Origin of the sequence: Vulcanisaeta souniana JCM 11219 (assembly GCF_026000775.1) — an archaeon.
GTDB classification, from domain to species: Archaea; Thermoproteota; Thermoprotei; order Thermoproteales; family Thermocladiaceae; genus Vulcanisaeta; species Vulcanisaeta souniana.
The window spans coordinates 2354946-2369276 of sequence record NZ_AP026830.1; the positions used below are offsets into that span (position 1 = coordinate 2354946).

A 14331-nucleotide genomic window follows, 5' to 3' on the forward strand; every position below is an offset into this window, starting at 1 on the left:
CAGGGTGAATTTAATACTTTTTCGTTTTATTCGTATGTGGTGACCACGGTGGCGCCAACTATCCTACCCCTGCCACCCGTTGGTTCTATGAGAACATTACCGCAGACCAGGCACCTAACTGCCATGGCTGGTCTATCGAAGACCACCTGCTCATTACCACAGTTGTTGCACCTAACCCTTAGGAACCTTGACCTCGGCCTTGGAACAAGTATTGAACGCCAGTTAGTGGGCATACTCACCACCTCACTTTGTCTCAGCCAATTCAACCTTCTTTAATCTACCAAGTTTCCTAAGAACCACATAACCACACTGCCTGCACTGAAGCTTAACAACAACCTTCTTGGTGGTCTTGGAAAACCTCTTCTGCTTTGGTTTCCTGCTTGATCCATAGCCCTTAAGCTTCCTTAAGTACCTCCTCTGTCCCTCGGATAGGTTCCTCCTCTTTCCATGGCTGTATATCGTTACTGAGTGATCCGTGTACGTATTGCACTTTGGGCAATAAACCCTCACAACCTTGGGAAACTTCACGAAGTATCCTCGGGATAAAGCCCCTTTTATATTTTCTCCTTCATTAATTAACGTACAATATCAATTATACCCCTACGTTGCAACTCCCCAGCATCACTCCTGGGTATTGCCGCCACGTCAAACTGGGAAAAGGGACCAAGGGCCACTAGGCGAACACTATACAGCACGGGAAATCCCTTCCTGAATGATACAATTGCTAATTCCCGGGCTTCACCCTTGGGCGTCTCAAGAACCCTCAATTCAAGTAGTGGCATGAAGAACCTCCTCTCTTCCACAAACAATGACCCCTCGGGAATCTCCCTACCCAACTCATAACTCTTCATCAGCTTCTCAATCCTCCTCCTAATGAGCGCCGCTAGGGTTTCCCTGATCATGGCCCTCGTGGATTCAACTAACTCCTTATCAAGTACGTTACCCCCAACTGATAACCTATTGTTTAACTCCTGGATTATCTGGGCGTATGACTCGTAGGGTGGTTTTTGAAGCTCCTCGGTACTTACCTCAAGCTTTACGAAATCCACCAACCTCTTAAGCGCATCATTAATCAACCAACTCACCCCAACCATTAATCACTAGGTACAGACCAATGTATGTGGGCACCTTAATAATACTACCCTCATCACCATTAATCTCCTCGCCAAGAACCCTCCTAACGGGTACCTTCCTAGCAAGCCTAATAGTTAGTGAACCCTTCCTGAACTGCACAGCCTTATCTATAATGAACTCGACACCGCGCTCCAGCTCACTGGGACTTATCCTAATGACTTTAAGACCTGTCTTGCCATGTAGCGAGTTGGGCATTCTAATGAGCCTGTGGATGTCCATGGTAACCACCTCGTCAATATGAACAGAGAGGCGTTCACTAATCATGGCATTGAGAGAACTTAACTTCCGAACTAGGTACTTACCCACTCTCTTCCTTCCGCTAAGCTCATTCAGAAGCTCTGGATCTACTTCGTGAATAACCGAAGCCAATCTGCCACCGATACCCCTCAATCTGGCGTCAATAAGGCTTGCATTACCCCTGATCAAGTGCTCAATATCAAAGCCACGAAGCAGTAGGTAATCAACGATCTCCCTCCTCTCCTCATCAGTCAAGCCCCTAACATCGGGTAACTCAATATGTACATGGTAACCCCTATGCCCACTGAAGAAAATTTTAATTGATGAGTCAGAAAAACCAAAGTCCTCAATGAGAAAATCAAGGAGTTTACCAACCTCCTCTGCTGCGTCACCTAGGCACTCAAGAGTCATTAGCTCAACGCCCTGGCAATTAGGCGTTGGTAAGTGATCACCATCGATATCAAAGACCAGGTCAGCGCCCAACCAATCCTTGGCATCCATGTCCTGATTAGTGGGATTCCCATAAAGGGCAGCCGAGTAGTAAATGTGGGATGGTACATTGTTTATTATGTACCGTCTCAACTCATCACTGCCCCTAAAACCAATATGCCTAATCATGCCCTCCTTATCTAGGAATTGAAAACCAAACTCCCTCCTCTCTAAATCGCTGACCTCCGACAGGTCAATACCCCTATAATAATTCCTAAATAAAACCCTCACCAATTCAATAAAGCCAGGCATGCCCATTGCCTCATACCGGTAATCATTAAAATTGTTTTTACCACCTAATAACCATATTGTTTTTAGTATTACTCAATCATTGGCGCTATGTAGTATGTTAACTTACCACCCATGGGTATCTCAAACGTTAATGCAATGGGCTTCTGTGTGGCAAACTCCACGGTAACTATATCACTAATCCTGTAGGCCCTTGAAATAGTATCAACCAGGTAATCAAGGCTGTACTTGGCGGTGGCTGGTTCCTTTAGGTCATACTCGAACATTACCTCGCCCTCCCTCTCAAACTTAACCTCAACATCACCCTTATCACTACTCGCCGATACATATAGACCATCATCCTTTGCATCAAACTTAACAGCATCGGCAATAACATCAGCATCCTTTAGAGCCTCATTCAATGAGTCACTGGATATCTTAGCCAATACCGTATACACCACCTTTGGTGTTGGCAGTTCCTCGGCACCAATATCAATGAGCGGTAGCGTCATCGTCCTTGAGGCCTTGCCAACAAGCCTAACCCTAAGCTTGCCTTCACTCACCTCCATACTTAATTTATCACCCTTCCTAATCCTCCTCAGTAACTTCTTGAAGTCATCAAAGTTAACTCCAATCTTAACTTCCTCATTGAGACCTTCTGGAAATTCCTCAAAGGCCTCCCTGGGTATCAATAAGTCGATCATAGCCGTCCTTGATGGATCTAAAGCCCTCAACTTAAGTCCGTCACTAGCTAACGTAAAGTTCGCCTCCTCAATCAACGCAGACACAGCATCTATTATCTGCAAGAACTCCCTGGCGTCTGGATACGTTATCTTAACCTCAGACATCGCATTACTCAACCGCCGCCTAAATATAAACTCTACATCCTTAACAGAAACAATATTATCTCTAGCCACGCCTTACTCGTACTCACGCCATACGTGGCCACATTTCGTGCACTTGTAAAACCTGGTTGGCGGTTCATCCGCAGCCCTGGTCTGCTGAACCCAGAAATAGGCCTCATCATTACCGCACTTTGGGCAAGTCTTCCTAACCTTCGGCAGCGCCTCCTCACCAGTCTTTGCCAGCACTATTGGCTTATCATCCTTCTTACTCAACGTCGTCTTCTCAACAAGCTTGGCATTACCAGAATCAACCTCCTCAGTATAGCCACACTTCGGACACCTCCAAAACGCCCTCCCACCCTCCTTTGCTAAAACCATCATACTCCTGCATCTTGGGCAGAACTTAATGGCCATTGCCCAAACCCGCAAAGCAACCTATTTATTAAGCCTTCTGGCTATTAGGTAATGACAGACCTCTTCCTTGTTCTTGGGGTTGGTTCGTTGTCTTCATCTTAATTGTCAGTGGTCTTTGGTTATTTTACCCGTCTGGCGGTGGGTCATTGGCCAAGGCCTCCGGCCCATTACCCCCTTGACCTAGGCCCCACCTGGGTAATCCACCCCCACTTAAGTACACAACATACCCAGCAAACCCACATACCACAAAACCCCAAAGACAAAAATCAATCCAAGAGCAAGGCTTGTCATACCTCGTGGTCACGGCTAGCCATATCCAGCAAATGCTTATTAACCCTAATTACCCCGCGTAATTGATCAGCCTTGGTCAGTGTTAGGGACGTACCAGCGGACCTACTAATTAGGGAGTTAGCCAAGTACCTAAAGGAAAACGTGCCTCAGGTAAAGCCGCCGGACTGGGCGTTATTTGTTAAGACAGGCCCGAATAAGGACAGAGTACCAATGCAGGATGATTGGTGGTACATAAGGGCAGCGGCAATACTGAGGAAGGTCTACTTGAACGGTCCAGTGGGACTTGGCAGCCTAAGAATGGCCTTTAGCTACAGGGCTAAGATAGGCACTGGCGCAAGGAGCGAGAGGACCAGGAAGGCCGGTGGCGCTATAATTAGGAACATACTGCATCAACTGGAGACCGCAGGCCTTGTTACAAAAGTGAAGACTGGCAGGGTGGTAACACCACAGGGTAAGTCATTACTTGACAAAATAGCGGCCAACATATTTAAGGAATTAACCAAGAAAAGCCCAGAATTAACCAAGTACTTAACGCCAAAGACGGCCACGGAATAACCCACATTCACATCATAAGAAATTGGGATTTAAGGTTAATAAATAGGTATGCTGGTTCTGCCATGTTATGTCCATTGATGAAAACTACGATGAGGGAAACGAAGGGCAAGAGACCGGACAAGACGACCTAGAGGCAATTAGACAGAGGAAACTCCAGGAGCTCCAAAGACAGGCAGAGGAGGAAAGAAGAAGGCAGGAACTAGCTGCACAGAGAAGAGCTGCCCTCAGGGCGATACTGACGCCAGAAGCTCGTGAAAGACTTGATAACCTAAGGGTTGTTAAGCCCGAGCTCGTTGATGCCCTTGAGCAACAATTAATAGCCCTAGCCCAGTCAGGGAGGGTCAAGGTGCCCATCACCGATGAAGACCTCAAGAAGATACTGGAAACAATTTATAAACAGACCCATAGGGAGTTCAGGATAAGGTATAGGTGAGGGTCATGGCTAGGAATAAACCACTGGGCAGGAAACTAAGGCTTGCGGCAGCTGGTAAGTCAAATAGGGCACCGCCGATTTGGGTAACCGCAAAGACCGATAGGAGAGTTCTAACAAACCCAGCCAGGAGACTCTGGAGAAGGACAAAACTTAAGGTATAAGGGTTTTTGGGTTAGTGTCTTCAATGTTTCGTGAAATTCTCAGAAATAAATTCGTAATTAGTGCATACATAATTGGTGTCATAACAATCATACTCGCCATATACATAATACTAAACCCTTTCAAAGTCAATTACTACTATAGCGGGCCCGCCATAAACAATTCATTCACAATAAATCCATCAAGCATAGTATTCATCATATTGAAAACGAATAATAGTAACCTCAATACAAACATAACAATAATCAAATGGATACCCGAGACCAACATATCAATAACACTATACTACGCCATAAGCCTAGGCCCCTACCAATCAAGGGAAATCAACTTCACAACCATCACAACACTTAACGTAGCATCAACAGGGCAGGGACGAATTACGATATTTGGCATTTATAGGCCAGAGGTTATTAATGTATTAACAATTATTCTCACAATACTATTTATATTAATAATAGCATTATTAATAATTGGATTTATTAAATCAATAATTAATATACGCGGAAAAATTTAAAAACTTAAACCGAAAAAGCAAGGTATGCCTACGCAAAGGAAAACAATAAATCACGTACTACTACTCATGACAATAGCTACAGTAACCGCACTGCTAGTAATGGGTTTCGTCGCCAGCGCACAACAAACAACACCATCCACAATTAACCTATACGAGGTCACACCAACTGAGGCCGTCCAATACTTTACCTCAGGCAGAATCGACATCTACCTAAACCCATTCGCCTTACCAACCAATGTCCTAACACAACTGAGTTCTACGTCTGGTATTCAAATGGTCAGCCCATCAATAACCTCCGCCTTTGACTTACTCTTCAACCCAGCGCCAAGCAATACAACCTTTAACCCCTTTGCCTACTGGCAATTCAGGTATTTGATGAATTACATAGCCGATAGACACGGTATTATAACACAGTTATTCTCCGGCTATGCAACACCAATATATAATTGGCCTGGTCCATACGCAATAAACAGCCAACTCCTAGTCCAATCAATGATTATTCAAGCAAACATACACTATGACCCAACCTATGCCAACCAATCAATCTTCGCCCTCTTCCAAGCAATAAACACAACGCCGAACTTCGACGGCATGTATAACCCGTGGGTAGGCAGAATACTATACATTAACCATCAGTGGTACTACATACCGCTCAACAGCACGACTCCTAAACCTGTCACAATAATATTCTTCATTAGGAATGATGATCCATATAGATATGCCATTGGGCAGTTCTTCATGTCGGAACTCCAGAGCATTGGCTTCACTGTTAAGCCAATATACGGCGACCTATCCGAAGCATTAACAATAGTCTACGGCTCAAACCCAACACAATTAGAATGGCAAATATATACTGAAGCCTGGACAATAACTCCGGAGACCTGGGATACCCTAGCTGGTGCGGCGTTCTGTGCATCATGGTATGGTTATATGCCTGGTTGGGGCGTTCCAGGCTTCTGGCAGTACACCAATTCAACTATTGATAAATTAAGTAGGTGGGTCACAGAAAGCAACTTCACGTCAGCGCAACAGTTTGATAGCTACTCAGAAACCGCTTTATATGATTGCTTCCAGCAGGCGGTTAGGGTATGGCTGGTGGCTGCGATATATCCATACCCGATACAGAACCTGACAAACTACATGCCAAGTATATTTGGTCTCGAGTGGCCTCTAGGCATAAAGTTCGCGTACTCAACAACACACCCCAACACACTCAATGTAGGTATGTTCCATGTAAGCGAATTCCCATGGAACACCTTCGGGTGGTACATTGAACTAGATACTTACTCCTCTGATGTTATTCAGGAGTTCACGAGCGACCCATTCTACTACTACAACCCATTAACTACTGAGCCAATGCCCTATAGGGGTGCTTGGAATGCGATAATTAGCCCGAATGGTTCAGCAATATACCCGGTGCCGCCCAATGCAGTGATTTGGAATGCAACAGCTGAGAAGTGGCAGGATGTTGGGCCTGGTCAGTATGCCAGGTCGGTTGTTTACCTGTATTTCAATGGTACTTGGCTTGGTCAGTACTGGCAGGATGGCCAACCAATAAGCATGGCCGACGTAATCTTTACCTACTACACGTGGTTTGACCTAGCAGCCACAACAACTACTGGCGCGCCAGACCTAGGCCCTAACCAGGGCACTGCAAGCGACATTGGTAGCGCATTGGCACCAGGCGTGAGTACTATAGTTGGTATTCAGTTCTTCCCGAACGGTACAGTCGTTGTTTACGGTAACTACTGGTTCCCCGACCCTAACTTCGTAGCCGCTTATTATGCTCCAGGTTTTCCAACATTCACCACCCCGTGGGTTGACCAAGCCATTGAGTTTTATGCCTATCAGCAGGGTAAGTACGCCTTTGATGAACCTGAGGCTCAGTCACTGAGTATATCAACAGGAGACTTTAGATCGCCGCAGTTTAATCAGTACGTGGCAGGTGTGCTGCAGAACTGGATTAAGATTGGGTATATTTGGGATAATGGTTCATGGGCTATAATAAATGGCCAGAACTTCCTTGGCTCTAATGCTACCGCAACGGCTATTCAGGACTATGAGGATGCGCTGAGCTTTTACAATACCTATGGTAACTTCTGGATTAGTAACGGTCCATACATACTCAAGAGCATAACTACAGTAACGCCACAGTCGGCTGTACTCGTCAGCTGGAGCGGTTACCCGTATAACTACACATACTGGTTCAATCAGATATTCACTAGGTCGGGTATTACATCAGTGCCCTCGAACCTAGTTACAAGCGTAACCTCTGTATCTCCATCATCAATAACAGCCAATACCACAGTAACGTTAACAGTGAGCGTAAGTGCTTTCGGAAACCCAGAGGCCTATGTATACCTAATTAACCCGGCGAATGGGCAGATACTTTATGAAACACTTGCCTCATCAACAACACCAGGTACATTAACAATAACAATACCGAGCAATGTAACGGCTACATTAACGCCTGGAAGTTATGAACTAGAACTATTTACATTCACTAACCTTGTAAAGGCACCCGTGCAATACGTAACCTCACTAACAGTAGCGCCACCGCCAACAACGACCACTACGACTACGACCAAAACTACTGCAACAAGCTCAGCGCTATTAATAGCCGTGATAGTGATAATAGTTGTAATTATAATAATAATCGGTGTATGGCTGGCTACTAGAAGGAGGAAGTGATTAATTTTGTCAAATGATCTTCGTTGTTAAAAATCACAATTTCTTAATTTTTATATTTATTCTAGATTGGTCTACATAATGTTAGTAAGGCTTAAATAGTGTAGTGGGTTCTTCAATGTCGATGGGTCTTGCAAGGACGCTTGCAGTTAGAGCTGCAACACTAGTTGTCTTGCTATTCATAGTACTCTTCGTAATCTCCTTTGCCTTAGCCGGACCTGCGTCAAAGATACTTAAGGATGAAATAATGATGGAGGCGAAATCCATAGTGATGAACTTAATGTTGCATGGACACTATAACTCAACCCAGGTTCAGCAGATAGAGAACCAAATAATAACTGAGCTGGAGAATGCATATGGCCTTAATAAACCGCCAGTGATAAGGACGCTTTATATAATGTATAATATGGTAATGTTTAATTGGGGTTACTCATACTTTCCGAGTGAGTATGGTAATATTGGTGGCGGTAAGGTAGTTGATATAGTACTGTCGGCCTTGCCCGGTACAATACTACTTGATACCTTTGGTATATTACTTAGTGCATTTATAGGCATAGAGATAGGACTTAGGTCGGCCCTTAAGTATGGCTCTAGGTCTGATAAGGCTGTTATGTACTACGCTGCGTTGGCCAATGGTATACCGCAGTGGTGGTTGGGTATTGTCATGCTATTGATATTCTCATTTTACCTAGCTCAAATACATTCGCCGATTTACTTCCCGACAGGTGGTATAATTAGTCCCAGATACTATGAAACATGGTTGTTGGATCCGGTAAAGGTGTTCATGATTCCGCAGGCTGTTCTTGACCTGCTATGGCATTTTGCGCTACCGCTCATAACAGTGTTGTTGATTAATGTTGGTGGTTGGGCGTACTTCGCGAGGACGGTTGTGCTTAATATTTCCCAGGAGGATTTCGTAAATTTCGCAAAGATTAAGGGATTACCCGAGAGTCAAATTGTGAATAGGTATATACTTAGGCCGGCTGCTCCGTCAATATTGACGAGTATCTTCATAACTATACCGTTCATAATATTTGGTGGCTTCCTGGTCACCGAAATGGTGTTTCATTGGTGGGGTCTTGGTTATGTGTATAACATAGCAATTGTTGGGTCTCCAGTGCCTGATTTACCGGTTGTTGTTGCGCTGACTTATGCGTCAACATTGCTTTATATTGTGATAATATTTATTATGGAAATAGTCTACATAATGCTCGATCCAAGACTCAGGGAGTGAGATGATGAGCATGGCGAAGAATAGGCGGGAGTTTAGGATCCTTGGAATGACACCAAGTGAGATTAGTGGGGAGTTCTTTTCATCAAGTACTGGTAAGGTTGCGGCTGTATTATTCATAATACTAATTGCAGTATCGATATATGCATTGATTGTTTTACCGCCAAACTTCGCAAATGTATGGAATAACCCAAAGTACTGGCAGTTAAATCCTCAGTATGCGCCGCCTGCCTGGATTGACTCGATAATAGGCCCCGTGTTCTCGCCACAGGTATACGTTAATAATTATGCATACGGTATACAACAAAGCAATGGAATTACCTATGTCACCGTATCCTTCACTGCTAATTATGAGTATAATAAGCCCTGGAGTGAGATATTTATCGTTGTAAATAACCCAGCCATATATAGCATGGAGCAGCCTCCTGTGGTTTCAATAACCGTATACAGGCCAGATGGGAGCGAAATGACACTGGGCCCAGTGCCTATTAGTAACAGGGTAATAGTCCTTGGTGTGTCTCCTGAAGTCGTAAGTCAAGTAAACCTATTCTACGCCGAGAAGTACCATATCACTAGCGTAGTGCCTGCCGGGTCCTCTGCCATACCGTACATATTTTACACGTATGATGATGGAAAGCCGGCACCGTTGAAGGGAACATACAAATTCTACCTCGTTTTTTATGTATTTTCGCAAAATTCATCAGTAATTAATAATAATGACCTAAGGATTGTGCTTCAGGGTCAGGCATATGGTTTAATGGGTACTGATAATATGGGCCATGACCTATGGCTCGGGCTTTTGGCTGGTTTCCCAATAGACCTGGCGGTAGGGCTGCTTTCTGCATTGATCATTGTTATTATTGCCATAATAATTGGTATAATTGCCGGCTTTTATGGTGGGTTAGTTGATGAGTCTCTGATGAGGCTTACGGACTTCGTAATACTGCTGCCGGCATTCCCGTTATTAATAGTGTTCTCCGTTCTCTTCCAATGGAGTATTTGGGACGCTGTGATATTCCTGGCCATTGTGTCCTGGGGTGCCTCAGCTAGGATTATTAGGGCTATGATTATGCAGATAAGGAGTGCGCAGTACATAGAATCAGCGGTAATAGCTGGTGCGAGTAGGATGTGGATACTTAGGAATCACATAATGCCTCAGATAATTCCGTACGTGCTTTATTTACTGGTCACTAATGTGCCAGGTGCAATACTTACTTTGGCCTCCATAAACTTCCTCGGCCTTGCAGGTTCTGAGTACCCGACATGGGGCATGCTCCTCTATTATGCTGATGAGTTTGGTGCGTTAACATCTGGTTATTGGTGGTGGGTTATACCACCTGGACTGCTTGTGGCCTTCGTTGCGGTAGTCTTTATATTAACTGCAATGGCCTCAGAGCCAGTGGTTAATCCAAGGCTTAGGTATGGGTGATGGGGATGACGTTACTCGAGGTTAGAAATGCAAGGCTTTACTACGCAACCACGAAGGGAGTAGTAAAGGCTGTTGATGGTATATCCTTTGAATTGAATGAGGGGGAGACACTGGCTGTGGTTGGTGAGTCGGGTAGTGGGAAGACGACATTGGGTAAATTACTTACAAGGGTTTGGGAGAGGAACGTCTCTGTTGTTGATGGTGAGATTTACCTGGAGGGTAAGGAGATCCTTCACATACCTGAGGAGGAGTTTAGGAGGGAGATTAGGTGGAGGAAGATCGCTATGGTGCCCCAGGCATCAATGAATGCTCTGAATCCCGTGATCAGAATTGGTGATCAAATGATTGAACCATTGCTACTGCAGGGAACCAGTAGGGATGAGGCGCTTAAGATGGCGATGGATGCCCTGGAGTCTGTAGGCTTACCCAGGGATCTTGTAAATAGGTATCCGCATCAACTTAGTGGTGGTATGAAGCAGAGGGTTATAATTGCTATGTCAATAATGGCTCATCCAAAGGTCGTAATTCTTGATGAACCAACGTCAGCTCTTGATGTGATAACGCAGGCAAATATAATGAACCTTTTGAAGAAGCTTAAATGGGAGTTTAGGTTATCATATATATTTGTTACTCATGACCTCTCATTGGCAAGCGAACTCGCGGATTCCGTGGCAATAATGTATGCAGGTAAGCTCGTGGAGATAGGCGGCGCCGAGGACATCTATGGAAACCCAAGTCACCCATATACCCAGGGCTTAATATCCAGCGTGCCAACCCTAAGAGTTGATAAGAATCTCTCCTTCATAGCTGGTGAGGTGCCAAGTCTAATCAATCCGCCAGCAGGTTGTAGATTCCACCCAAGATGCCCGTTCTATAGGGATAGGGATTATCTTAAGGGTCTTTGTGATGCCAAGGAGCCGCCAATGATTGAACTTGAGGGCAAGGCCAGTAGGAAGCATTTAGTGGCTTGTTGGTTATATAAATAGTATAAAAGTAAATAAGATATTGATGTAAATATAGGTTAGATTTTTAAACCATAATTGTAGTGATGAGGTGCTATATGCCAGAGACCTTTGATGATACTCCGTGGGTTAGGAAGGATAGCTTGGTCATTGCGCATAGATTAAGGACGTACTACACAATAAAGCCTGGTCTCTTCGCTAAACCCAGGTATGTCAAAGCCGTTGATGATATTAGCCTAAGCATTGATAGGGGTATTACATTGGCCGTTATTGGTGAGTCGGGTAGTGGGAAGACGACACTAGGTAGGACACTAATTAGGCTCCTTGAACCTATTTCAGGTGAGATATACTTTGATGGGCATGACATAACTCATATGAAGGAAGAGGAATTGAAGAAGATAGGCTTCAGAAGAAGAGTTAGTATGGTATTCCAAGACCCATACTCAAGCCTTAACCCGTTCCACAGCATACATTTCATACTTGAGGAGCCGCTTATGGTGCAGGGAATATCTGCGGAGGAGAGGGAGGAGAGAATATTCAAGGCGCTTGAGGAGGTTAAGTTAACTCCACCTGAGGACTTCATAAATAAGTATCCGCATATGCTCAGTGGTGGGCAAAGGCAGAGAATTGCCGTTGCAAGGGCGATAATAACGAATCCGGACTTCATAGTTGCAGATGAGCCCGTCTCAATGCTTGATGCATCGATAAGGGTTGAGATACTGACAATCCTAAAGGATATACAACAGAGGCATAAGATGGCCTTTATGTACATAACACACGACATATCTACGGCTAAGTACTTCAGCGACTATATACTGATAATGTATGCGGGGCAATTCGCTGAATATGGACCGTTTAGGGACGTGGTCAAGAACCCACTTCATCCATACGCCCAATCGCTCGTTGAGGCAATACCGGATCCGGACCCGAGCAATAGGTTGAGGGAGAGGAAGGTGGCTCCTGGTGAACCGCCGAACCTAGCTAATCCACCGTCTGGTTGCAGGTTCCACCCAAGATGCCCATATGCAATGGATATATGCAAAAAGCAGGAACCACCGGTTATAGAGGCAAGACCTGGTGTATTTGTTAAGTGTTGGTTATACGTTAAGAAATAATTAACGCGGAACTAAGGCTTTTAATGGGGGTTATTATTACTGACATAAATGTCGATTTCCAGTGATATCCTTAAGGCCGTAATGAGGAACTACCCAACTGGCGTCACGATAGTGACCACGGTGCATAATAATGAGTACTATGGGTTAACGGTTAACTCATTCACATCACTATCACTGGATCCACCGCTTGTGTTAGTTGCCATTGATAGGAGGCTAGCAAGTCATGAGGCCATTGATAAGTCAAATGTTTATGCCGTGAACATATTATCAGATGACCTAAAGGAGTTAGCTGTGAGGTTTGCAACGGCGCCTAGGGAGGATAGGTTTAAGGGATTGAAAATAAGAACCGCAAAGACTGGCTCGCCAATAATTGATGGCTCAATAGCCTACCTGGACTGTAGGGTTACTGCAAAGTACCCAGGCGGTGATCACACAATATTCATTGGTGAAGTCGTCGATACTCAAGTAATGAACAACAAACTACCATTAATATACTACAATAGAGGCTACTACACCATTAAGCAAGCCACACCATTACCATAACCCTGGTCGCATATCGCTCCATGCCATAATGGGCAGCCTCGGTATGCCGTAGTAAAAACCATTTAAATAGCCACAGCACTGTATTGGTACAGTGATGATGGGTATCAAAACTGAGCTGTGAGGATCTCACGACGAGCTGATCACGCTTGCTCCTCGAAATCACTAAATACGTAGGGCATTGATGATGCTATGGCAAGGGCCTTCCTCATTGTACCAGTTGCCTTAACCGTGATAACCGCGGTTTCACTCTCCCTGCCTGCCATCACTATGGCGGACCTTAGGTAACTAAGCAAGTCGGTGGGCACTTGAATTACTAGTCTACCCTTACCCACATACTTAGCGATGATCCTTAATTCCACGCCAATTGCCTCCTTGCCGGCAAGTAGCCTAAACCAATTATTTAACTCGGGAATAAGCCTATCCAAGTGTTCCCTTGGATAAACATCCACAATAACATACCTCATATGCAGATACCCCTCCTGTACATGGCATCAACCAACAATTCATACGGCTCATCACTGAACATGCCACTCACGTCAATACCAGTCAATACCTCCATTAACTCCACCACATCTCTTGGATTCCTAACATCTGACACCTTACTTATGCCCTGAGATAATACGATTCTGAGCCCATCAATTGTTGAGTAATCACTAATCACATCCCTTAAGAAGGCAAGTCCCCTCTCGCCGTAACTCACGATTGGGGTGATGACTATTTCCAGCGCCTTGCCTTCCTCAGCCATGACCCTGGCCTGGGCCTTAGACGGCAAAAGCCTTTTATTAATTGTATTAATTGTTACTACATCAATCCTATCATCACTAATCAACTTGTTGAGAACGAACCTACTCCAGGGGATCACGGACACCAGGTCAAAGTTTTTGTACATTTTAATTTTCCAGGCACTGCCCTGGGTAATAACCAGCTTCCTAAGCACGGGAAACTCATCAATATCATTACCACCACCGGTTACTATTGCCGCCATACCATAACCAAGCATCACTAATAGCTTAATCAATTTCTTATCCACAGAACCCAGGTGTAATTCTACGTACATCGCATGC

At 44.7% G+C, this 14331-nt stretch carries 19 protein-coding genes; 10 read left to right on the plus strand and 9 right to left on the minus strand.

Annotated features, from left to right (window positions below):
* Positions 1-26: 26 nt before the first annotated feature.
* The 7 genes from Vsou_RS12860 to Vsou_RS12890 form a co-directional block, all read right to left on the minus strand.
* A complete protein-coding gene (locus Vsou_RS12860) occupies positions 27-233 on the minus strand; it encodes a 30S ribosomal protein S27e (RefSeq protein ID WP_188603200.1) in 207 nt (68 codons plus the stop codon).
* Positions 234-243: 10 nt separating this feature from the next.
* Entirely contained in the window at positions 244-528 is a 285-nt protein-coding gene (locus tag Vsou_RS12865; RefSeq protein ID WP_054844472.1) for a 50S ribosomal protein L44e, read from the minus strand.
* A 47-nt stretch (positions 529-575) separates the two neighbouring features.
* The gene (locus Vsou_RS12870; protein ID WP_229709806.1) at positions 576-1085 is read right to left on the minus strand and encodes a hypothetical protein; all 510 of its coding nucleotides are present in this window, start codon (positions 1083-1085) and stop codon (positions 576-578) included.
* On the minus strand, positions 1069-2112 hold the full coding sequence (gene priS, locus Vsou_RS12875) for a DNA primase catalytic subunit PriS (RefSeq protein ID WP_188603202.1): 1044 nt from the start codon (positions 2110-2112) through the stop codon (positions 1069-1071). Before priS ends, Vsou_RS12870 begins: the two co-directional genes overlap by 17 nt.
* 68 nt (positions 2113-2180) lie before the next feature.
* Positions 2181-2936 carry a proliferating cell nuclear antigen (pcna) gene (gene pcn / locus Vsou_RS12880; protein WP_188603252.1) on the minus strand — a complete coding sequence of 252 codons (756 nt, stop codon included), beginning with the start codon at positions 2934-2936 and terminating at the stop codon, positions 2181-2183.
* Positions 2937-3008: 72 nt separating this feature from the next.
* Positions 3009-3347: a transcription factor S gene (locus Vsou_RS12885; RefSeq protein WP_188603203.1), complete on the minus strand. Its 339-nt coding sequence runs from the start codon at positions 3345-3347 to the stop codon at positions 3009-3011.
* Positions 3348-3471: 124 nt separating this feature from the next.
* A complete protein-coding gene (locus Vsou_RS12890; RefSeq protein ID WP_188603204.1) occupies positions 3472-3651 on the minus strand; it encodes a hypothetical protein in 180 nt (59 codons plus the stop codon).
* A gap of 59 nt (positions 3652-3710) precedes the next feature.
* Here Vsou_RS12890 and Vsou_RS12895 point away from each other — a divergent pair, with 59 nt between their 5' ends.
* From Vsou_RS12895 to Vsou_RS12940, 10 genes are all read left to right on the plus strand, one after another.
* Positions 3711-4193 (plus strand): 30S ribosomal protein S19e, encoded by a 483-nt coding sequence (locus tag Vsou_RS12895; RefSeq protein ID WP_054844430.1) that lies wholly within the window; start codon positions 3711-3713, stop codon positions 4191-4193.
* Positions 4194-4260: 67 nt separating this feature from the next.
* Positions 4261-4626, plus strand: a complete 366-nt coding sequence (locus Vsou_RS12900) for a DNA-binding protein (protein ID WP_054844429.1) — start codon at positions 4261-4263, stop codon at positions 4624-4626.
* Between the two features lie 5 nt (positions 4627-4631).
* Positions 4632-4787, plus strand: coding sequence for a 50S ribosomal protein L39e (locus tag Vsou_RS12905; RefSeq protein ID WP_054844433.1), 156 nt, complete (start codon positions 4632-4634; stop codon positions 4785-4787).
* Between the two features lie 23 nt (positions 4788-4810).
* Positions 4811-5299, plus strand: coding sequence for a hypothetical protein (locus Vsou_RS12910; RefSeq protein WP_188603205.1), 489 nt, complete (start codon positions 4811-4813; stop codon positions 5297-5299).
* Between the two features lie 24 nt (positions 5300-5323).
* Positions 5324-7990 (plus strand): ABC transporter substrate-binding protein, encoded by a 2667-nt coding sequence (locus Vsou_RS12915; RefSeq protein ID WP_188603206.1) that lies wholly within the window; start codon positions 5324-5326, stop codon positions 7988-7990.
* Positions 7991-8111: 121 nt separating this feature from the next.
* A complete protein-coding gene (locus tag Vsou_RS12920; protein ID WP_188603207.1) occupies positions 8112-9221 on the plus strand; it encodes an ABC transporter permease in 1110 nt (369 codons plus the stop codon).
* Positions 9222-9225: 4 nt separating this feature from the next.
* Positions 9226-10647 carry an ABC transporter permease gene (locus tag Vsou_RS12925; RefSeq protein WP_229709807.1) on the plus strand — a complete coding sequence of 474 codons (1422 nt, stop codon included), beginning with the start codon at positions 9226-9228 and terminating at the stop codon, positions 10645-10647.
* A gap of 5 nt (positions 10648-10652) precedes the next feature.
* Positions 10653-11633, plus strand: a complete 981-nt coding sequence (locus Vsou_RS12930; protein WP_188603208.1) for an ABC transporter ATP-binding protein — start codon at positions 10653-10655, stop codon at positions 11631-11633.
* Positions 11634-11707: 74 nt separating this feature from the next.
* Positions 11708-12724: an ABC transporter ATP-binding protein gene (locus Vsou_RS12935; RefSeq protein WP_188603254.1), complete on the plus strand. Its 1017-nt coding sequence runs from the start codon at positions 11708-11710 to the stop codon at positions 12722-12724.
* 48 nt (positions 12725-12772) lie between these two features.
* On the plus strand, positions 12773-13267 hold the full coding sequence (locus Vsou_RS12940; RefSeq protein WP_188603209.1) for a flavin reductase family protein: 495 nt from the start codon (positions 12773-12775) through the stop codon (positions 13265-13267).
* 140 nt (positions 13268-13407) lie between these two features.
* Here Vsou_RS12940 and Vsou_RS12945 read toward each other — a convergent pair whose 3' ends face one another.
* Both Vsou_RS12945 and Vsou_RS12950 read right to left on the minus strand, forming a co-directional pair.
* A complete protein-coding gene (locus Vsou_RS12945; RefSeq protein ID WP_054844427.1) occupies positions 13408-13731 on the minus strand; it encodes a hypothetical protein in 324 nt (107 codons plus the stop codon).
* Entirely contained in the window at positions 13728-14324 is a 597-nt protein-coding gene (locus Vsou_RS12950; RefSeq protein ID WP_188603210.1) for an RNase P subunit p30 family protein, read from the minus strand. Before Vsou_RS12950 ends, Vsou_RS12945 begins: the two co-directional genes overlap by 4 nt.
* Positions 14325-14331 lie beyond the last annotated feature (7 nt).

Excerpts from the sequence above, each read along its gene's own strand:
- Vsou_RS12925 (WP_229709807.1), top strand. The coding sequence starts at position 9,226 with ATGAGCATGGCGAAGAATAGGCGGGAGTTTAGGATCCTTGGAATGACA.
- Vsou_RS12920 (WP_188603207.1), top strand. The coding sequence starts at position 8,112 with ATGGGTCTTGCAAGGACGCTTGCAGTTAGAGCTGCAACACTAGTTGTC.
- Vsou_RS12935 (WP_188603254.1), top strand. The coding sequence starts at position 11,708 with ATGCCAGAGACCTTTGATGATACTCCGTGGGTTAGGAAGGATAGCTTG.
- Vsou_RS12940 (WP_188603209.1), top strand. The coding sequence starts at position 12,773 with ATGTCGATTTCCAGTGATATCCTTAAGGCCGTAATGAGGAACTACCCA.
- Vsou_RS12900 (WP_054844429.1), top strand. The coding sequence starts at position 4,261 with ATGTCCATTGATGAAAACTACGATGAGGGAAACGAAGGGCAAGAGACC.
- Vsou_RS12950 (WP_188603210.1), bottom strand. The coding sequence starts at position 14,324 with ATGTACGTAGAATTACACCTGGGTTCTGTGGATAAGAAATTGATTAAG.
- Vsou_RS12905 (WP_054844433.1), top strand. The coding sequence starts at position 4,632 with ATGGCTAGGAATAAACCACTGGGCAGGAAACTAAGGCTTGCGGCAGCT.
- Vsou_RS12885 (WP_188603203.1), bottom strand. The coding sequence starts at position 3,347 with ATGGCCATTAAGTTCTGCCCAAGATGCAGGAGTATGATGGTTTTAGCA.
- Vsou_RS12945 (WP_054844427.1), bottom strand. The coding sequence starts at position 13,731 with ATGAGGTATGTTATTGTGGATGTTTATCCAAGGGAACACTTGGATAGG.
- priS (WP_188603202.1), bottom strand. The coding sequence starts at position 2,112 with ATGCCTGGCTTTATTGAATTGGTGAGGGTTTTATTTAGGAATTATTAT.
- Vsou_RS12915 (WP_188603206.1), top strand. The coding sequence starts at position 5,324 with ATGCCTACGCAAAGGAAAACAATAAATCACGTACTACTACTCATGACA.
- Vsou_RS12860 (WP_188603200.1), bottom strand. The coding sequence starts at position 233 with ATGCCCACTAACTGGCGTTCAATACTTGTTCCAAGGCCGAGGTCAAGG.
- Vsou_RS12910 (WP_188603205.1), top strand. The coding sequence starts at position 4,811 with ATGTTTCGTGAAATTCTCAGAAATAAATTCGTAATTAGTGCATACATA.
- Vsou_RS12930 (WP_188603208.1), top strand. The coding sequence starts at position 10,653 with ATGACGTTACTCGAGGTTAGAAATGCAAGGCTTTACTACGCAACCACG.
- pcn (WP_188603252.1), bottom strand. The coding sequence starts at position 2,936 with ATGTCTGAGGTTAAGATAACGTATCCAGACGCCAGGGAGTTCTTGCAG.